Here is an 18646-nt window from a genome sequence, read left to right on the forward strand (position 1 = left end):
CCTGCATGGACCAGAGCGCCATCAGCGAGGAGAGTGACAGGGACGAGAGAAAAAATATTTTACTTGCTCATTCCCCCACCAGGCACACAAATGGTCGCGACGAATCCTATACGGATCCCCCCCCTGGCAATTGGGCCCCCTCTCGGAGGTGATGAAGGAGGCAAAACCCTCCTCGGCAGCCAGCAACGGCTCCACATCCGGTCGAAAATCCAAGAGTGGACGACCCACCGGGCAGGCTATATGGGGTACACAGTAACCAAGATGCTGGGCAATATCTGCACGACTGCCACGCATCTCCTCCCGCACATCTGCAACCGACAAGCGACTCAGATTGCGGTGGCTGCGCGTATGAGGCGCAATCGTCATTCCCGCCTCCTGCAGCATACGGCACTCCTCCCAGGTCAAAAACTCCACTCTCAAATCATCATCCGTCGGAAAAAAACCCAATATCCGTTCCAGCATGTGACGATCCGGCTGCCTCTCGGCTGCCAGATCATCGCTCTGAATGGTCTGCAGCGCAGTGACCGCATCGACCAAGGAGGTCACAACAAAAAAGGTTGCTACACACTGTTGCTCATGCAGAATAGGCAGCGCGTTGGTCAGACAGTTCCGGTATCCATCATCAAAGGTCATGCAATAATAATGACCATCAATAGGTACCTCTCCCCGAATCATCCTTACAGCATCGTCGAGAGAGATAAACTCCCCATAATTTTTCAGATATTTCAATTGCCGTTCAAAGGGGATGCGTTCATCATCAAAGACATGGTGGTAACAGGTGAAGCGAACAGAAGCGACTTTGCCAGACATCTTTGCCGGCAAGGAAAGAAAAAAAACAGCGCTATTGCGCAGTGCATTACGCACTCTGCGCTGCCATGAGTAATGCTTGACGAATTGGGCATAATGAGTCATAACGGTAGCAGATGTCACAGCTTTTCCCCTGTCGTCGACACGCCGTCTGAACCTGTTCCCTGGAGCAACGGCAATTACTCTTGGACCATGATTACCGTGCAGAAGATATTGGAGAATATGCTGGTTTGTCCTGGTTGTCACGGAGCCCTGCAGCATCAGGGAGAAGGACTGCTCTGCAACAACGCCGCCTGTACCAGCTCTCCCCGCCTTTGGCCGGTTGTCAATGGTCTCCCCATCCTCCTGGATGAATCGCAATCGCTTTTTCGCATTGCCGATCTGCTGCCGACGCCAGGGAAAAAGAGTATTTCCACAGCACAGCCCATACCGGTGTTTCCCTTTATCGACGGCCCATGGCGACGCCTTTTGTCCCGCATCTGGCACTTTCGCCCCGGTTTGAGCCGCAATGTGGCGGCAGAGCGCAACAATCACTATTTGTGCCAACTGCTGCAGGAGCGTCCGCAGCCTGTGGTGCTTGTGGCCGGCTGTGGTGATGAAGGAGACGGTATCGCTCAACTGCGTTCCCTCCCACAGATAACCCTGGTCAATCTGGATGTACAATGGACCAGCAGCGTAACCATCCTGGCAGATGCGCAGCAACTGCCCTTCGCCGATCAGAGTTTTGATGCGGTGGTGCTGCAAGGGGTTCTGGAACATGTGCTGGATGCCGCGCAAGTGGAACGGGAGATCTACCGTACTCTCAAAAATGATGGCTTCATCTACTGCGAACTGCCTTTTCTGCAACCCAACCATGGCGGCGCGTTTGATCTGTTGCGCTTTACATGGACCGGCCATCGTCGATTCTGGCGGCGCTTCACCCAACTGGACGCTGGTGCCTGTTGTGGACCGGGCATGGCTCTGGCGCACATGATTCAACAATTTGCCCGTTCCTGGCTTCCTTTTGCTGGCTGGCGCCTCTTGTCGGATTGGCTCACCGACTGGCTGTTCTGGTGGCTCAAATATGCTGACTCGTGGCTTACCCGTACTCCTGCCGGTCTGGATGGTGCCAGTGCTTTTTATTTTCTCGGCCGCAAAAGCGACACAATTTTGTCGGACAGCGACTTGATCCGCAACTATCGGGGTGGGCAGTGACGATGGCAAACCACCCGGAAGATCCACCCATCCGGACTGGACTAAGGGTCGGATTCCTGGTCTATGACCTGAAACCGTTCATAGCCGACTATGTCGCCCGCATTGCCTTGCGCCTGCCGGGACCGGTACGCGCCTATCCCATTCTGGATGGACAGGTTGCCGAAAATCTGCCCTTCACCTGGAAACCCTCCCGGCTTCGTGGCCTCTTTTTTTCCGTGCGCGTCCCAGGATTCACCCCAGAGGGTTTTCTCTCCTCCGTCAACTGGCAGGCTGCTTGGTCCTGCGCCTGGGAAAATGATCTTGTCCTGCTCTCCGGCCTGCAGGGTGGAACCGCCCTGCTCACCACTCTCTTTGCCACCCTCCTGCACCGACCCGTCATCTCCATCAACCAAACCCTGCCTCCCGAATGGGAACAACGACGTCGCTGGTGGATACGCTGGTTAAAAAAATGGTTGTTGCAACGCTGTCGCCTGCATATCGTGCAATCCCCCATTACCCGCCTTACACTGCGCCGCATCTACGGCATTGCCGATCACCTGATGGTCGATGCCCCGTTTGAAGCGGGAGCAACCGCCTTTGACCTGCATCTGCAGCGATTGAGCGCCTCCAGGAAGAGCCTGCGCCAAGCATTGTCCTGGCCCGATGATCTGCCGGTCTTTCTGTTTGTTGGCACCCTGCTTCGCTTCAAAGGGGTGATTACGCTGATTGAGGCAACCGCTCACCTCCACCGGCAAGGACACCGTCTGCAGGTGATCTGTATCGGAGAACGGGCCGGTCAACCGGAAGAGCCCAGCCGGGAAAACTATCAACAAATGGCTGCTCATGCGGGCGTTGCTGACATCATCTCCTTTCCCGGCCCCTGTTCCTTGAGCGATCTGGCCGCCCGCTACCAGGCTGCCGATGCCTGTCTGCTGCCCACACAAAAAGATTGCTTTCCCAAAGTGCTGGTCGAAGCGGCCCTGGCCAGGCTGGCGCTGGTTACCACCTCGGCATGCGGCGCCAGCGCAGCACTGGTCCGCGATGGCGAAAGCGGTTTTGTCATTCCGCCGAATGATCATCTGGCACTTGCGACAGCCATGCACCGACTGCTGGATCCCCACCTTTGCCGACAGATGGGAGAAAATGCACGCGCCATTTGCCTGGAGTTTTGTGACCACGAAAAGGAGACACAGGGATTTTTGCGCGCCATCCATCGCGCCAGTCAATCTTAAGCAGCATGCCCATGCAGACCATTCGTTCGATTCTGATTGCACGGGGAGCTTTCGCCGACATCTATGAACCGGCCTGGGTCAAGGCACTGAACGACCTGGGAGTGCAAACCTCTTTGTTCGACTCTCACAGCTTCACCCTGCCCGGTCTGTTGGGACGCATAGAGAGACGTCTGCTGCTGGGACCAGGCATCCGGCGACTCCAGCAACAACTGCTGCGCCAAGTCAAACAACAGCGTCCTGATTGTCTGCTGCTCTTCCAAGGACACTATTTTTCCCGCGAAATCATCCAGGAGTTGAAATCATTCACCTTTGTCACCGGCTATCACAACGATGATCCGTTTGGCAGCAGTCGTCACCTCTTGCGCTACCGCCATCTCCTCCCCGCCCTGCCCCATTATCATGGATACCATTTTTATCGGGCCATCAACGTCGAAGAGGCCAGGAGCCTGGGACAAATGCAAGCCTCGCTGGTACTGCCGGCCTATATCCCCTGGCTCGATTATCCCCGCACTCTCGACCATGAACAGCAAAAACAGTGGGGATGTGACCTCATTTTTGCCGGCCATTGGGAAAATGATCATCGTGTGGCCTGCCTGACCGCCCTGGCCAAACAGAACATCAATCTGCGCCTGTATGGTGGCGAGCGCTATTGGCGTCGTCATCTCCCTTCTGCCATCTATCGTCAGTTGGGACCGGCCAGACATTTACCAGGGGAAGCCTATCGCTTGGCCCTCTCTGCGGCCAAAATCGGCCTCTGTTTTGTCAGCAAACGCAATCGTGACCAGTATACCCGCCGCACTTTTGAAATTCCGGCCTGTGGACTTTTCCTCTTGGCAGAGCGTACCCCCTGGATGGAAGGGGCGTTCCAGGAGGGCAAAGAGGCCGAATTTTTTGCCGGCCCTGATGAACTTGTTGAGAAAGTGACCTTTTACCTGCATAATGAAACAGCAAGACAGCGTATCGCCGCCGCCGGAAGAGATCGGGTGATCCTGGATGGTCATGATCTTTATTCCCGTATGCGCGAGTGGCTCAACGAGGTGAACGCATGGCGCTCTGCACTCCTCTGACTCCTCCCCCCCCAACCATTTTCAACCCTGGAGAGGCAGTATGAGATCCATGGCGGTTGTTGAATGAATGCACTCGCACCCCATTGCCGACTGTGTGCCGCAGAGGGGCTGCAACCCTTTGCCAGGGAACAACGCCATGGCCTGAATTATACCATCGTGTATTGTCGCCGCTGCCGGGCGGTGCAAACCCTGGAACATCATGATCCGATCTCCCCGGATTATATCGACCTGCACCCCTCCGCTCTCGATGCCAACCATCTGTGGTGCCAGTCGGAACACAAACAGGCCGCCTTCCGGCAGTGGCAAACCATTACCGGCAATTTGTGGCCGGATGAGCCACGACAACTGCTGGATGTGGGGTGTGCCACTGGCGGATTTCTCCAATTTGCCGCCCATCTGGGGTGGCAGCCCTACGGTTTTGATGCCTCGGCAGTCCAGGCCGCCCATGCGCAAAAAAGCTTTCCCCAGGTCCGCCAGGCGCTGAACTGCCGCGACTATCTGCAGCAACTTGCAAAACCGCCTTCCTCTTTTGCCATGATCACTCTGTGGGATGTGCTGGAACATATACGCGATCCCCATCGTGTCATGGGCGAACTCCATGCCCTTCTGGCCGAAGGGGGGCTGCTCTTTTTTTCTCTCCCCAACAGCGGCGCCCTGTTTTGGAAACGGTTTCTGTATCGCCTGTCCGGTCGCCCCTTTTCGCTGGACCCCTGGGAGCATGTCTTTTACTATGCACCCATCACTTTGCGCACCATGCTGCCAGAGTGGGGTTTCCGCGTGGAACGGATCGGCAGCGTCGTCTGTTATCCCCGTCCCTGGTCCCTGTTTGAGCTGCAACGCCGCATCGGATTTGCCCTGCTCAACCGCCTCCCGACCATGGCACCACAAATCTATTGTCTGGCCCGCAAAGTCAGTAACGGAAAGAGTCGATGATGACCTCCCCCCTGCCTGAACGGCTGCATCTGGGATGCGGCGGATTTGCAGTCAATGGCTGGCTCAATAGCGATGGTTCCTGGCATGTCTGGCTGGCCCGCTGGCCCAGAGTGCGCCGCGTGGCCATTGCCTGTGGTCTGCTGCCCCATTTTCACATCGATCATCCCTGGCCGCAGACAATTCTCCACCTGGATCTGCGTCGCAAACTTCCCTTTCCCGATAACCATTTCACAGCCATCTATGCCTCGCACGTCCTGGAACATCTGGAACGCCAGGCGGCTGTTGCCCTGCTCCGGGAAGCCCGGCGCTGCTGCCGTCCGGGAGGCGTGATTCGCATGGCCGTGCCCAACCTCTCCGTGCAAGTCAATGACTATCTGCAGGGCCGCATCCTGCCGGAGGCGCCTGGCCACACCCCTGCCGACACCCTGCTCCATCGCCTCCATTTTCGCCCAGCGGTCACGACCGGCGGGCGCTTTCAGAGCCTGCGCCGACTCTATCACCACCTGTATGATTTCAACTCCCATAAATGGGGGTATGACTCCACCTCACTGACCGCGCTTTTCCGGGAAGCGGGTTTGAGCGATGCCTTGGAACGACAGCTTCTCGATAGCGCCATTGCCGACATCAGCGCCATCGAACGACCGGAACGAATCGGGGACGGCGGTACACTGATCGTCGAAGCGATCAAAAGGGATTCCTGACCATGCAGCAACGTTTGGTGTGGTTTTGTCCAGAATTCACACCCTATCATGATGCCCTGTTTGCGGCCATCGCCAGGGATGGTCGCTTTGATCTGCGGGTCATCATCATGATGGGGCCCACCCTCACCCATCCGTTCGCCCTCGACAGCGCACGTCCCTATCAATGGCAAATCGCCGATACCGGGAGTCGGATCGACTGGCGCCTGATCCGTACTGTTCTGAATGAAGAGCCGGATGCCTGGTTTTTGATTGCCTCCTACTATACGCCAACCCTGGTTGCCACCCTGCTGGCCGTTGCCCAGAGCAAACGCCCCTGGTTGTACTGGACCGACACCCCTTTGCCACAGCATATCCAGTGGCAAGGTCGCCTGCCAGGACATCGCCCCTGGTGGCTGCGCCTGATCCGCCGTTTTTTTCTGCGTTGGATATTCAGACATGCCTACCGCTCTCTGGCCACCGGTGACGCAGGGGTTACAGCCATTCGTCAATTGGGCTGTCCAAAAGAAAAAAGTGTCGTCTTTCCCTACTGGATTGCCATGGGTGAAAAACCGGCGCGTCTCAACCATCCCGAGCAACGACCATTGCGCATTCTGCTCGGCGTTGGCCAGTTGATCTATCGCAAGGGGTGGGATATTGCCATTCGCGCCTTGGCCAGAGCCAGACGCCACCACCCTCATCTTACCTTGTGGCTGGTGGGTGAAGGGGAAGAACGCCCGCTTTTGCAACAACAGATTGCCGCAAACGGCCTCAGCGCCGACGTTCACTTCCTGGGCTGGAAAAAGCCTGAAGATCTGCCGGAAATCTTTCAACAGGCCGATCTTCTGATTCATACGGCGCGCTGGGAGCCTTATGGCGTGGTGATTCTGGAGGCCATGGCCGCCGGGTTGGCGATTCTGGGCTCGGAGGCCAGCGCAGCGGCTGTCGATCGGGTCAAACCGGGCCACTCCGGTTTTATCCATCCGGTGGGAGATGAAGAGCTGTTAAGCCAACAAATTCTGACTTTGGCCAATGATGCCGCACTGTTGCGCACCATGCAGGAGGGGGCATGGCACACCGCCATGCAATGGCCTGTGGAGCGCGGCGTATGCCAACTGGCAGAGATCATTCAAAAAAAAGATTTTGATTCAATCCGATCATGAAACGACGACTGGCAATTGTCTCGGCACTGCTCCACTCCAGCCATGGTGGCCCGGCCACTGTCGTGCGCCACCATTATCATGCACTGCGTCAGATCATGGATGTTGTCGTCATCGGTGTTGCTCCCCTGGCACAACATGCGGAGTTGCTGGACGAATTCCCGGACTGCCACCTTTTTCCCCCGGCCTGGCCGCAGCGCTGGTTTCGTGGCCATGGCCTGGCCGATGCCCTGTGGCAAATCCTGCCCGACTGTGATGTGGTTCATGCGCACATGTTGTGGGATCATCCGGTATGGGCTGCTTGGCGCACTGCCCATAGCCTGAAAAAACCGTTCATCATCACACCGCACGGCTCACTGATGGAAAAATGGCGCTACCAGGCCATGCACAAACGTCTCTACCGCTGGCTGCTGCTGGATCACATGCTTTGCCATACCAGCTTCCTGCAAGCTCTCTCGGAGCAGGAGAAATCAGCCTGCCAACAGGCCGGCGTGACCACACCCATCCGGGTCATCGCCAACGGTTTGCACCCTTCAGCCTTTCTGCCCGGCACTGGACTGGCGGCAACTCACTGCCCAGAGCGGCAAGATCCACCATTTCTGCTCTATCTGGGGCGACTTTGGAAGGAGAAGGGACTGGATGACCTGTTGACCGCATGGAGCAGACTCAGTCGTGACAACAGCACCGGCACTTGGCAACTGCTGCTGGCCGGACCGGATTATCGAGGCTACCGACAGCATCTGGAAACTCGCATCGCCAGGGAGGGACTAAGCGAAATAGTACACATCCAAAGTGAGGTAACTGGGCAGAAAAAAATAGATTTATTTGCTAAAGCCAGTGCATTTGTGCTACCATCTTACAGTGAGGGATTGAGCAGCGCACTGTTGGAAGCCATGGCTGCCGGGTTGCCATCCGTCTATACGCATCAATGCCATTTTCCCACTCTGTCGCAACACCGAGGCGGTATCGAAGTCCCGGCCGGCACGACTGGGGTACAACAAGGAATTGAACAACTGCTGCGCTTGTCTCCCGATGAACGGCGCACCATGGGACAACAAGCCCGCTCCCTGGCCGAACAGGATTATACCATGGAAAAAATTGCCCTTGCGCTGTTTGGTTTGTATCTGGAAGCCATACACTCCGACGCACTTCACTGAAGCCGGACAGAGCATGCCACTCCACTCCCTTCCCTGGCTTGGCAGCGGCGCAGGCCTGCTTGTAACGCTTGCCTTGTTAATGGCTGGCATTCCTTTGGCGCGCCGGTTGGGCTGGCTGGACCATCCAAACGGGCGCAAACCCCATTCCACACCCACGCCCATGGTGGGCGGGGCGGCCATGTTTGGCGGTCTGCTCACCGGGAGCCTCTTCCTGGATTCCAGTCCATATCCCATGGAAATCATCCTGGTCGCTCTCACAGCCATTGTTTTGCTTGGCTGTTTGGATGATTGCCGAACTCTTTCGACCCGAATCCGCCTTTTCACCGAACTGCTCATCGCTCTGCTGCTGATCCAATGGGGTGGGATTACCATCCGGGAGTTGGGCAATTTGCTCGGCAACGGTTCCCTTTCCTTGAACGCCTGGTCCACCCCTTTTACGGTGCTGTGTTTCATAGGAACCGTCAATGCCCTGAACATGTCTGACGGCATGGATGGTCTAGCCTCCGGACAAAGCTTTGTTTCATTGTTTGTCCTGTTTGGATTGGCACTCCGCTCGGGACAGGCAGAGGATGCTGCCTGGATTCTGCTGGTGTTGGCAGTTGTTCTGCCCTTTCTGCTCTTCAATGCCCCACTCACACCCGGACGCAGCGCATTGACCTTTATGGGGGATGCAGGCAGCAAACTTCTGGGACTATGCCTGTTTCTCTTTACCGTTTCCCTTTCACAAAAGACTGAACCGCTTATTGCACCTGTCACCGCCCTGTGGCTGTTGGCCATGCCCTTGATGGAGCTCTTCAGCAGTATTTTGCGTCGTCTTCTGGTGCGACAATCACCCTTCCATGCGGACAAAGGGCATCTGCACCATCGTCTGCAGCAATGGGGATTTGACAAACGGCAGATATTTTTGTTGATGACAGGTGGTTCATTGCTCTTTGCCACTCTTGGTGCGCTGGGCTTTCTGCTGGCAGTGCCGGATTATATTCTCTTTTATGGATTGCTGTTATTGTTTGCCGGATATTGTTGGTATATCATTCGCAATCCTGTGACGGAATGAATATTGCATGTCAATGTCAGCAAGATCTCTAACGGCGATGCAGAACCGACCCTTTGTGATAGGCTGGATGATAGGGATCTCCTTTTTCCCGATGGTCAGGTGTGCAACAGGTATGGAGTTGGATAGTCCACCAACAACTGCCAAAGAGAGCAACCCGGATACCTTGCCTTCCTATCCCAGCATGCTCTATTCGCCACCGGTTGTGGAGACCTCCACATGGAACTATCCAAAAGAGGAGGGTGAAAGCCTCTCCTTGCCCAAACCGGGCAGGGCTGCGCCATCCCCTCCTGGCAAAGGGATACCCATGGGAGGCGTGCGGGTCTCGCCAGAGATCTCACTGAGCAGTCGTTGGGATGATAATATCTATAAAACGGCAACCAATCTGCGCGCCGATGTCATGACCCAGTTGAAAACGGTTATCAAGGTATTGCACAATTGGGCGCAAAATCAGGCTGATCTCTCTTATTCGGCCACCGTTCGGCGCTATCAGGTGTTGCATACCGAGGATAATGTGGATCAGCAATTGAGTCTGAACAGCAAATTCACCCCTTCCAGACTGGTTGATGTAGAATTCGGCTATGCACGTTCCGTAGAAAACGACGAACGGGGTACCCCAGGCAAAGCGACTGCCCAGGTCAATGCAAACGCCCCCTTACCGAAAGGACCAAACACCTGGTTGCAAGAGAGTTTCAAGGAGACGGCACGCTTGAAACTGCGCCGTCTGACCAGTGAACTCAAACTGGAACAGTCGGACAGAAGCTCCCTGAACAACGGGCAATCGTTCATGGATCGGCAATGGTTTGATCACGGAATTCTTTTCAGGTGGGCTCTCTCTCCCAAGACCAGCCTCCTGCTGGATATGGGCCGCAAAGAGACCACCTATAGCCGTTCGCCCCGCCTGGACAGCACGGAAACCCGTATTCTTACAGGGGTCACCTGGAAAGGAACGACACAAACCGAGTCGCAAATCAAAGTGGGCCTCACCGAGAAGGAGTTGATCAACAATCTGGAAAAAAGCAGCACCGGTTCCACATGGGAAGCTGGCATCGTTTGGCAACCCACAAGTCGTACCAGAGTCAATGCAAGCAGCAAACGCAATTTCCAGGATAGTGAAGATATGAATGAGAGTTTTATCGCCACCACCTATCAGGCAGGAGTGGATCATACCTTGACCAGTCACTGGCGTTTGATGCTTGGCCTGGAGTGGATCAACAATGAATATGATGCGGGCAAACGCGAGGATTTCACTACTGGACGGGTGGGCATGGACTACCGCTTATCCAACCATTTTTCCATCAACACCGAGGTGGTCAACAAAATGAAAACCAGTACCGTGACAGGAGGAGGCTTTGACAGCCATGCCGTGCAACTCTCCCTGACCGGTTCCATGTAGAGTGGCACAACGGAACCCGCATGGAAAAGCCTGCATACTGTCACCCATGAAGAGTGAGGAGATGTTGTTGAAACGGAAAGCTCTGTATCAGCACAGAGAAAACATGGAGGTGTCCCGCAAGGGAGACTCACTCCTGCTCTGCTGCCTCTTGCTGCTGACTTTCTTTAATCTTATTCCCCTCCCCCTCCAGGCCGAAGCGGAAGGTTATGTCGATCTGCCAACGGACAAACACAATGAAAACAGATCTGCCTCTGCGAAGACAAGCGAAGCGGCTACCCGCCCAGATGCCCAGCTTAAATTCTACCGAATCGACAGCGGTGACAGAATCCGTGTCACCGTTGATGACGAACCGGATCTGAAAACGGAACAGACCATTACCAACCAGGGTAAAATCCTTATGCCCCTGTTGGGCGAGGTGGATGTGCAGGGACTCACCACGGGAGAAGTTTCTGACAAGTTGAAAAAATTATTGATGGATGGCTATCTGCGCCAACCAGTGGTCACTGTTACCATCGCCAAATATCCCGATTTTCATGTCCACGGCGAGGTCCGCAAAAGTGGTCGCTTTCCCTATCAACCCGGATTGACGGTGCGCCGGGCCATTAGCCAGGCCAGTGGATTCGGGGTCTTTGCCGATGTCAAACGCCTCTCCATCACCCGTCGCAGTGGCAACGGTTGGGAGTCGATTGCCCAGGCCAACCTGGAAGATCCAGTCATGCCGAAGGATATCATCCATGTTCCCATGGCAACCAACCAACAGGAAAACAATGAATCACAAGAGATGGCCCATCGCATTGGACTCGGGGACAAAGTAAAAATCACAGTTGAAAACGAGCCCAATTTAGGCATCGATACCCGCGTATCGCCCCAGGGCAGTGTCAATCTTCCTTTGATAGGTGAGGTGCGTCTTCTCAATCTGACCGCCAAAGAGGCGGAAGAGAGCATTCGTCAGCGTCTTGCGGATGGATTTTTGGTCAACCCCAATGTTTCTGTCGCCATTGCCGAGTATCGCGTCTATTATTTGTATGGCGAAGTAAAAAAAGCGGGAGGCTATCCGTTCCAACCAGGGCTCACCGTGCGCAAAGCAATCGCTCTGGCGGAAGGATTTACTGATTTTGCGGACAAAAAGGATATTCGCGTCGTTCACGATGATGATCCGACCTTCAAAGAGCACAAAATTGATATGAATGATCCGGTATTTCCCGGGGATGTCATCCAGGTGACAGCCAGTTTCTGGTGATATGACCATGCCTCCCCGTTCATCCGTCCCTCAGTTGCTGCCCGCCATGGGTCAAAATGTGGAAGCATCTCCCGTCCACAACGAACCCTCTGTGGCTGTCACACCGCTGCCTTTGGAGGAGGAAACGGGTGTACGTCTGCTCTATTATTGGCATGTCATCCTGCGCCATAAATGGAAAATTCTCTTTATCACCTTTCTGATTACTGTAGCCACCGCCTTGCACCTGGCAACCCAGATTCCCATGTTCCAGGCCACAGCCGTCCTGCTGATTGAACAGAGCAAATCAAAAGTGGTGTCGATCGAAAACATCTACAGCACGGATTACAGCTCGCAAAGCTATATGCAAACCCAGGTTGAACTGATGAAAAGTCGTCACCTGATCGAGGAAGTGGTGCGCAACGAACATCTGGATCAGGTTCCTGAATTCAACGAACAACATCAAAAAAAGCGCTCCAACTGGACACAACATCCCTGGATGCCCAAATGGGTGCAACCCTACCTGCCATTGTCTCCAGAAGTTCCTGCGCAAACAGCCAGCAATCCGTCTGATCATAACAGCACAGCCCGTTTTTCCGCCTTGGTCAATACAGTCATTTCACGGATAACAGTCACTCCGGTACGCAACAGCCAACTGGTCAACCTCTCTTTCATCTCGGAATCTCCGGAACTGGCTGCCAAGATTGCTACCAGCATTGCGCAAAGCTATATTGACCAGATGTTGGAAGCCCGCCTGAAAATGACCCAGAATGCTGCCAACTGGCTCATGAAACGCCTGGAAGGGCTGCGGCACACTTTGGAAGAGTCCGAGCGAAAATTGCAGGAGTACCGTTCCAGTTCCGACATGTTGGGATCTACAGAAGAGGCCAGCATGGATTCTCAACTACTCTCAACCCTCAACAACCAAGTCATGCAGGCGCGAACGCGCCGCAGTGAGGCCCAGGTCCGTTATGAACGATTCCAGGCTCTGATGGATGAGTATAGAGACCATCCAGAAGATCTGCCGATTCGCGACAATCCAATGATAGACAACCTCTTGAAGGATGCCGCCAAATTGAGCATCCAATTAACGGAACTTTCCAGTCGTTACGGAGACAAACATCCGCAGATCATCCGAGTCAAAACCGAGCTGTCAGAAATCCGTCACAAAATTGCCAAAGAGGCCGAACGCACTATCGCTGCCAGCAAGCACGACTATATGGTTGCAGTCCAGCAACAAAACAAAGCTGAACAGCAACTGACCGAACAAAAAGAATCCTTGCAGGAGTACCGCAAACGCGCCTTCACGCTGGGCAATCTGGAGCGGGATGTCCAGGCCAACCGGCAACTGTACGAACTGTTTCAAAAACGATTCAAAGAGGCAGGCGTCAGCGAAGGCATGGAACCGGAAAATGCCCGTATCATTGATCCAGCCAAACCGCCGCAAAGCAGCTTTACGCCCAACAAACGCAGATCGTTGAGCGTGGCAGTGGCTTTTGGTCTTCTGCTGGGCATCGGGCTGTCCATCCTTCTGGAAAGCGTCGACCGTACCGTACAAAGTCCTGAAGATCTGGAACTGTCAGTGGGCTTGCCCATCCTGGCCACCCTGCCCAAACTCTATTCTTCAACCCGTCGCCCCATCTCACCAGAAGGGATGATGATCAATCAGCCCAATTCGCCCTATTCCGAAGCTGTGCGAGCCGTGCGTACCAGTCTTGTCCTCACAATCGACCACCCACCGCAAATCATTACCGTTACCTCTTCCATTCCGCAGGAGGGCAAAACAACCGTCAGTATCAATCTGGCCCGCGCCTTTCACCTTTCTGGTGAAAGGGTTTTGCTGATTGAAGCAGATATGCGCAAACCAAGAATGAATAAATATTTCAACCTGGATCTGGAAATGGATGGCAGTATCAACAGCCTCCTGAATAATTTGAATCGCTGGAACGATGAGGAAAAAACCCCCACTGTAGCAACCTGCAATGGCCCCTCAGTGCAGGCAGAGATCGACGCCGTGCACCAGCAGATCAGTCAATCACGTGACGGCATAGACCTGTTGATCTGCAACTCCCATCAGCCCAATCCCAGTGAGGCATTGGTCTCCAAAAAATGGCAACGGATTCTCTCCGTACTCCGTCAGGAATACCATCGCATCATCATCGATTCTCCCCCCGTTTTGGCCGTTACCGATGCACGAATCCTGGGAACACAATCGGATGGTGTGGTGTTTGTGGTGATGGCCGGACGTACCCAAAGAAATCTTGTACGCACTGCTGTCCAGCAAATGTCGCGAGTCAAAGCCAATTTGCTGGGTGTGGTCCTCAATACCGTCGATACCAGAAAACCTGTTCGCTATGGCAGCAAGCAAGGTTATGGCGGCAGCTACGGCTATGGATACGGCTATGGGTATGGCTACGGTTACGGTTACGGAAATGTGAAAGACAATCCGGAAGAACAAGCTGATGGCCCTGAAAACCATCCCGCTGCCTAATCTCCTGAGCAGGGGGGTGCTGCTGTTCCTCCTTATGGGGCTCCTCTTGTGGACAAGCCGATGGGGCTTGGCTGCCATCTATGCCTACCCCGCACAAATGTTGATTGACTATTGGTCCAAACAAAAGCAGGGTGAACAAAGTCTCAGCCAAGAACGTTGGCAGTCCGCTTACGATGCGCTTAACAAGGCACGAACCATTCTCCCCCATGATGCCCATCTCCACCTTCTTGCCGGTCAAATGCACCACTACCAGGCCATCAGCAGAGCCGGTTGGACCGAAGCGAGCAAAATACATTGGCAGGAAGCGATTCATGCCTACCGTACTGCCCTTCGCCAACGCCCGATGTGGGGCTATGTATGGGGCGTTTTGACCCAGGCCCAACTGCAATCTGCTGCCCAGACAGCACTTGTCCTGGCCGATTGGCATCGAACTCTCCACTTTGCGCCGAACTCTTTCGACACCTACCAGGTAACGCTGCAGGTCGGATTTGCCTATTGGTCCACTCTGCAAGATCAGGAACGCATGGTGGTCAAACAGGCCATCGCTCAGCTTTTTCCCGAACAGGGAGATCGTGTTATTCATCTGGCCAGCAAATTCAAACTGCTGGAACTTCTCCAACCCTATCTGCAGCAGTATCCGCAATGGCAAAAACCGTTCAAAGCCGCTCAGGAAGCGGGATGAATGACTTCTCCCATACTCTCTGGAACAGACTGTTTCATGCCTATCTGCTGTTGCTGATTTGGCTGCCCCTGCCATTGGGCAGTAACCGTGCCTGGGCATGGTCACTCATGGAAGGCGCTGTTCTGCTTCTGTTGACCGCTTGGCTTCTGCTCCAGTGGCGTCATCCCAGCACAGATCTCTCCTTTCTTCAATCCATCAAACCCTCGTTATGGCTCTTTTTGGCTGCACTGATCTATCCGTTCCTGCAAGCCATTTCCCTCCCCGAAGTGGTCGTCTCCCTCCTTAGTCCACAAAGTGCAGCCATACGGCATCTGGCACAAATGGACCCTGGCGGTCCGCTTTCCCTGGATGCCCATGCAACCTTAGTGGAATGGCTGAAAGGGGTCGCCTATGGAGGTTTGTTCTGGTTGACTCTGGTACTGATAAACTCCCAGCAACGCCTGCAAACATTGCTCTGGGTGCTGCTCGCCAATGGGGTCGTTCAAGTCTGTATCAGCCTCCTGTTGATCAGCACATCCGACAACACCGATGTGCGTGGCAGTTTCGTCAATCGCAATCATTTGGCAGGTTTTCTCGAACTGGTTTTACCTCTGGCCATCGGTTTGCTGCGTTATATGCCCTCCCGGTCTGGCTCGGCGCGACACGGCTGGGATCGTGCCCATGCGGTACTCCGCCTTGTCACCGGCTCCTTCGGTGTTTTGGCCGGATTGAGCATCATTCTCTGGACAACTTTGATCTTGACGCAATCTCGTGCAGGCAACGCATCTCTGCTTCTCGCCTTTCTGGTCGTTTTTCTCTTCTCTCGAGCAGACAGAGGAGAGCAGAAAGAGAGATCTTACCGCTCCCCGATACGGATTTTTCTCGTTTTTCTGCTGCTCCTGTTGGGCAGTGGCGCCGGTCTGGAAATCTTGCTCGGCCGTTTTCTGGATACCAATCTTCTGCAAGAGGGTCGTATGGCTGTACTGCTCACCGGGAAGGAAATTATCCGCGATTTTCCCCTTTTCGGCAGCGGCAGCGGTACGTTTGCCTATATCTATCCACACTATCAACACCCTTCAATCGCTCAGCATTTTTTTGATCATGCCCATAATGACCATTTGGAACTCCTGGCAGATCGTGGTCTCATCGGTTATAGTCTGCTGGCATTGACTGTGCTGACCGTATGGTTCAGAACTGTGCGTTACATCAGGTTGGGAAAAAATACTCTTTTTGCTGCAACCTGTTATGCCACTCTGCTCTCAACCATTTCTCTGACCTTTCATGGCCTGCTGGACTTTAACTTTCATATTCCGGTCAATGCTGCCTATTTTTCTGTACTGTTGGGACTCGGTCTGCGCTGCAGCCGGATTGAATCCCCGCCTCCTCAGGCAGGGTTTGATCAAAAAAGTATGTAGATTGATGACATGGACGCAAACAGCTCCTTCTCCAGACGGTGGCTGGACTCCTATCTGGCTGAACACAACCTTTCCGACCGCACCCGATTCCTGTCCGCCAAACAATGGGAAGAGCTGCGCATGCTCAGTCATGTATACCGCAGTGTCGCCTCGCAATATCTCTCCGAAGATAAATTTTCGTTCTATTTTCATCATATCCTCTCGTTCATCTTTTTCGCATACAAAGCGAACAAATCACCCTGCACTGTGCAAGAGGATGATCTCTTCTGGTATTTTACCTGGATGTACCGCAAGGGATTCCAAGCCGACGATCTTCTCACTGCCGCCAATTGCATAACCGATTTTTACCATGTCTTGTTGCAGGAGGGGATCATCAAATACAATCCACTATTCAAGATTTACAGAATGTTTTTATCGAGAGAGAGCATTTTGAATACCATGAAAATGGAATCCATTATGCTGAAATTTGCATCACTCAAAGATTCCGAATCGGCTTCTTCCACTCACCAACTGTTGGATAACAAAGCCACCGCAACAGATCAGGCGATTCCCCCACCATTAAGCGCACAAGAGTATCATGAATATTATTCTCATCCTCGCCTGCATTTTCGCACCCTGTTGAGCCGCACATATAAGCCTATTGTTCTTATTGTTGGCATTTTCATGGCTGGCTATTTTTTTATCATGAACAATGAACCAACACCCAGGCCAGGCAATCCGGTTCTGGAGTTGCAAGCCAATGCGCCCATACATTCTCAAAAAAATCAACAGGATAAAATTATTAAATATTTCTATGAAAACAACATGAAGCACTACTACTGCAACAATTATTTGAGCATAAAATGCGATGAAAAAGCGACGACTCTCAACCCCATGGCGGCTGAATTGGATAGCATCAGCGAAGGGTGGCAATATTATGTTGAATTCTGTCTGCGCTGTCATGGTGAAACAGGCAGGGGCAATGGCCGGGATGTCCATTTGTTGCGGTCACCACCTCCCACTTTGGGATGGTCTGGATCACAACTGTTAGAAAGAGATGCCTTTCTGTTCTGGATCATCGCCGAAGGGGGACACTCCTTCGGGGGGGAAATGCCCCGTTTCAAGGATTTTCTTAATCAAGAAAAGATATGGAAGATCATTCTGTTTGTTAAAACACTGCGTTAGACGCAATCATCTCCGACAAGCCCTCTCGCAGGTCAACAAGAGTGGCAATATCCAGACTCTGCAACGCCAAGCGCGGATCTCCGATGGAAATCCGGATATCACCTACCCGTGCCGAGGTATGCTGGATGCGCGAACCCTTCCCGGTCAGGTGAATAATCAGGTGCGCCAGTTCCAGAATCGCTGTCGGTCGGCCTGTACACACATTGAAAATCCTGCCATTGGGAAGCGCAAACTGCATGGCGGTTCGTAAAAAGCGGACTGCATCTTGAACATGGACAAAATCCCTGACCTGTTCTCCATCACCGTGAATCAACAGATCCTCCCCATTCTGAGCCCGCAACAGAAAGTGCGAAATCACCCCTGAATAGGGAGAGTAAGGATCCTGTCTTGGCCCAAACACATTGAACAGTCGTAATCCGACCGTAGGTACTCCATGCACCAGACCGGCTACCCGTGCATGCAGTTCACTGCCCAGTTTATCCGCCCCATACGCTGAAAAAGGCTGCAATTTGGCCTGCTCGGAGAGAGGAGAGTCGGTATTATCCCCATAGACAGCGGCTGATGAGGCATACACTACCGGAACCGCTGGCCGAAGCGCAGTGGCACGCGCACACTCCAGTACTGTAACCGTCCCACCCACATTGACCCGGTGCGTATAGAGCCACTGTTGATGCGACAAAACCGTCGATGAAAGCGCCGCCAAATGAAAACAACCATCCACTTCATCCATCAACCGCCTGACCAATGACTCGTCGCACACATCTCCCTCAAACAGGCGCGCTCCTGCAGCCACATTGCTGCGCTTGCCAACAGAAAGATTGTCCAGGACCACAACACGGTTGCCTGCCGCCAACAAGGCATCCACCAAATGACTGCCAATAAATCCTGCCCCACCTGTCACCAGAAAGGTGGTCTCTTTTCCTGCTTGTCGGCCTGCTTGTTCAAAACTCATTGGCTCTTCCTCCCCTCCTGACTTTCGTTTATGGTACTATTGACTGGAGTAGAGAAAGAGCATTACCAGGCGCACAATACAGTGCCAATCCATC

General features: G+C 53.7%; 16 protein-coding genes. 14 read left to right on the top strand and 2 right to left on the bottom strand.

Annotated elements, in window-relative coordinates; translation table 11 throughout:
- Nucleotides 1–21: 21 nt before the first annotated feature.
- Nucleotides 22–864 (bottom strand): polysaccharide deacetylase family protein, encoded by an 843-nt coding sequence (locus tag EJP87_RS17600; protein ID WP_193771085.1) that lies wholly within the window; start codon nucleotides 862–864, stop codon nucleotides 22–24.
- 39 nt (nucleotides 865–903) lie between these two features.
- On the opposite strand from EJP87_RS17600, the gene EJP87_RS02915 reads away from it, so the two are divergent.
- The 14 genes from EJP87_RS02915 to EJP87_RS02975 all read left to right on the top strand — a co-directional run bounded on the left by EJP87_RS02915 (nucleotide 904) and on the right by EJP87_RS02975 (nucleotide 17600).
- Nucleotides 904–2001, top strand: coding sequence for a methyltransferase domain-containing protein (locus EJP87_RS02915; RefSeq protein WP_193771086.1), 1098 nt, complete (start codon nucleotides 904–906; stop codon nucleotides 1999–2001).
- Between the two features lie 2 nt (nucleotides 2002–2003).
- Nucleotides 2004–3212, top strand: a complete 1209-nt coding sequence (locus EJP87_RS02920) for a glycosyltransferase family 4 protein (protein ID WP_130470371.1) — start codon at nucleotides 2004–2006, stop codon at nucleotides 3210–3212.
- A gap of 11 nt (nucleotides 3213–3223) precedes the next feature.
- Nucleotides 3224–4279 (top strand): CgeB family protein, encoded by a 1056-nt coding sequence (locus tag EJP87_RS02925; protein WP_193771087.1) that lies wholly within the window; start codon nucleotides 3224–3226, stop codon nucleotides 4277–4279.
- Between the two features lie 63 nt (nucleotides 4280–4342).
- Nucleotides 4343–5212: a class I SAM-dependent methyltransferase gene (locus tag EJP87_RS02930; protein ID WP_130470373.1), complete on the top strand. Its 870-nt coding sequence runs from the start codon at nucleotides 4343–4345 to the stop codon at nucleotides 5210–5212.
- Nucleotides 5209–5913 carry a class I SAM-dependent methyltransferase gene (locus tag EJP87_RS02935; RefSeq protein WP_130470374.1) on the top strand — a complete coding sequence of 235 codons (705 nt, stop codon included), beginning with the start codon at nucleotides 5209–5211 and terminating at the stop codon, nucleotides 5911–5913. The genes EJP87_RS02930 and EJP87_RS02935 overlap by 4 nt, the downstream gene beginning before the upstream one ends.
- Nucleotides 5914–5915: 2 nt before the next feature.
- Nucleotides 5916–7052 (top strand): glycosyltransferase family 4 protein, encoded by a 1137-nt coding sequence (locus tag EJP87_RS02940; protein WP_130470375.1) that lies wholly within the window; start codon nucleotides 5916–5918, stop codon nucleotides 7050–7052.
- Complete coding sequence (locus tag EJP87_RS02945; protein ID WP_130470376.1) at nucleotides 7049–8206, top strand: glycosyltransferase; 1158 nt, start codon at nucleotides 7049–7051, stop codon at nucleotides 8204–8206. Before EJP87_RS02940 ends, EJP87_RS02945 begins: the two co-directional genes overlap by 4 nt.
- 79 nt (nucleotides 8207–8285) lie before the next feature.
- Nucleotides 8286–9260 carry an MraY family glycosyltransferase gene (locus EJP87_RS02950; RefSeq protein WP_193771088.1) on the top strand — a complete coding sequence of 325 codons (975 nt, stop codon included), beginning with the start codon at nucleotides 8286–8288 and terminating at the stop codon, nucleotides 9258–9260.
- Between the two features lie 112 nt (nucleotides 9261–9372).
- On the top strand, nucleotides 9373–10653 hold the full coding sequence (locus EJP87_RS02955; protein ID WP_193771089.1) for an outer membrane beta-barrel protein: 1281 nt from the start codon (nucleotides 9373–9375) through the stop codon (nucleotides 10651–10653).
- 67 nt (nucleotides 10654–10720) lie between these two features.
- Nucleotides 10721–11893 (top strand): polysaccharide biosynthesis/export family protein, encoded by a 1173-nt coding sequence (locus EJP87_RS02960; protein ID WP_193771090.1) that lies wholly within the window; start codon nucleotides 10721–10723, stop codon nucleotides 11891–11893.
- Nucleotides 11894–11900: 7 nt separating this feature from the next.
- Nucleotides 11901–14360 carry a GumC family protein gene (locus EJP87_RS02965; RefSeq protein ID WP_193771091.1) on the top strand — a complete coding sequence of 820 codons (2460 nt, stop codon included), beginning with the start codon at nucleotides 11901–11903 and terminating at the stop codon, nucleotides 14358–14360.
- Between the two features lie 34 nt (nucleotides 14361–14394).
- A complete protein-coding gene (locus EJP87_RS17605; protein WP_227657422.1) occupies nucleotides 14395–15042 on the top strand; it encodes a hypothetical protein in 648 nt (215 codons plus the stop codon).
- Nucleotides 15039–16436 carry an O-antigen ligase family protein gene (locus EJP87_RS02970; RefSeq protein ID WP_193771093.1) on the top strand — a complete coding sequence of 466 codons (1398 nt, stop codon included), beginning with the start codon at nucleotides 15039–15041 and terminating at the stop codon, nucleotides 16434–16436. The genes EJP87_RS17605 and EJP87_RS02970 overlap by 4 nt, the downstream gene beginning before the upstream one ends.
- 9 nt (nucleotides 16437–16445) lie before the next feature.
- The gene (locus EJP87_RS02975) at nucleotides 16446–17600 is read left to right on the top strand and encodes a c-type cytochrome (protein ID WP_130470382.1); all 1155 of its coding nucleotides are present in this window, start codon (nucleotides 16446–16448) and stop codon (nucleotides 17598–17600) included.
- Here the strand turns inward: EJP87_RS02975 and EJP87_RS02980 are convergent.
- Nucleotides 17584–18552 (bottom strand): NAD-dependent epimerase/dehydratase family protein, encoded by a 969-nt coding sequence (locus EJP87_RS02980; protein ID WP_130470383.1) that lies wholly within the window; start codon nucleotides 18550–18552, stop codon nucleotides 17584–17586. The two genes, EJP87_RS02975 and EJP87_RS02980, sit on opposite strands and share 17 nt — an antisense overlap.
- Nucleotides 18553–18646 lie beyond the last annotated feature (94 nt).

The sequence above is a fragment of the Candidatus Magnetaquicoccus inordinatus genome (assembly GCF_004217665.1).
Classification (GTDB): Bacteria; Pseudomonadota; Magnetococcia; order Magnetococcales; family Magnetaquicoccaceae; genus Magnetaquicoccus; species Magnetaquicoccus inordinatus.

Excerpts from the sequence above, each read along its gene's own strand:
- EJP87_RS02915 (WP_193771086.1), top strand. The coding sequence starts at position 904 with ATGAGTCATAACGGTAGCAGATGTCACAGCTTTTCCCCTGTCGTCGAC.
- EJP87_RS02920 (WP_130470371.1), top strand. The coding sequence starts at position 2,004 with ATGGCAAACCACCCGGAAGATCCACCCATCCGGACTGGACTAAGGGTC.
- EJP87_RS02925 (WP_193771087.1), top strand. The coding sequence starts at position 3,224 with ATGCAGACCATTCGTTCGATTCTGATTGCACGGGGAGCTTTCGCCGAC.
- EJP87_RS02930 (WP_130470373.1), top strand. The coding sequence starts at position 4,343 with ATGAATGCACTCGCACCCCATTGCCGACTGTGTGCCGCAGAGGGGCTG.
- EJP87_RS02935 (WP_130470374.1), top strand. The coding sequence starts at position 5,209 with ATGATGACCTCCCCCCTGCCTGAACGGCTGCATCTGGGATGCGGCGGA.
- EJP87_RS02940 (WP_130470375.1), top strand. The coding sequence starts at position 5,916 with ATGCAGCAACGTTTGGTGTGGTTTTGTCCAGAATTCACACCCTATCAT.
- EJP87_RS02945 (WP_130470376.1), top strand. The coding sequence starts at position 7,049 with ATGAAACGACGACTGGCAATTGTCTCGGCACTGCTCCACTCCAGCCAT.
- EJP87_RS02950 (WP_193771088.1), top strand. The coding sequence starts at position 8,286 with ATGGCTGGCATTCCTTTGGCGCGCCGGTTGGGCTGGCTGGACCATCCA.
- EJP87_RS02955 (WP_193771089.1), top strand. The coding sequence starts at position 9,373 with ATGGAGTTGGATAGTCCACCAACAACTGCCAAAGAGAGCAACCCGGAT.
- EJP87_RS02965 (WP_193771091.1), top strand. The coding sequence starts at position 11,901 with ATGCCTCCCCGTTCATCCGTCCCTCAGTTGCTGCCCGCCATGGGTCAA.
- EJP87_RS17605 (WP_227657422.1), top strand. The coding sequence starts at position 14,395 with ATGGGGCTCCTCTTGTGGACAAGCCGATGGGGCTTGGCTGCCATCTAT.
- EJP87_RS02970 (WP_193771093.1), top strand. The coding sequence starts at position 15,039 with ATGAATGACTTCTCCCATACTCTCTGGAACAGACTGTTTCATGCCTAT.
- EJP87_RS02975 (WP_130470382.1), top strand. The coding sequence starts at position 16,446 with ATGGACGCAAACAGCTCCTTCTCCAGACGGTGGCTGGACTCCTATCTG.
- EJP87_RS02980 (WP_130470383.1), bottom strand. The coding sequence starts at position 18,552 with ATGAGTTTTGAACAAGCAGGCCGACAAGCAGGAAAAGAGACCACCTTT.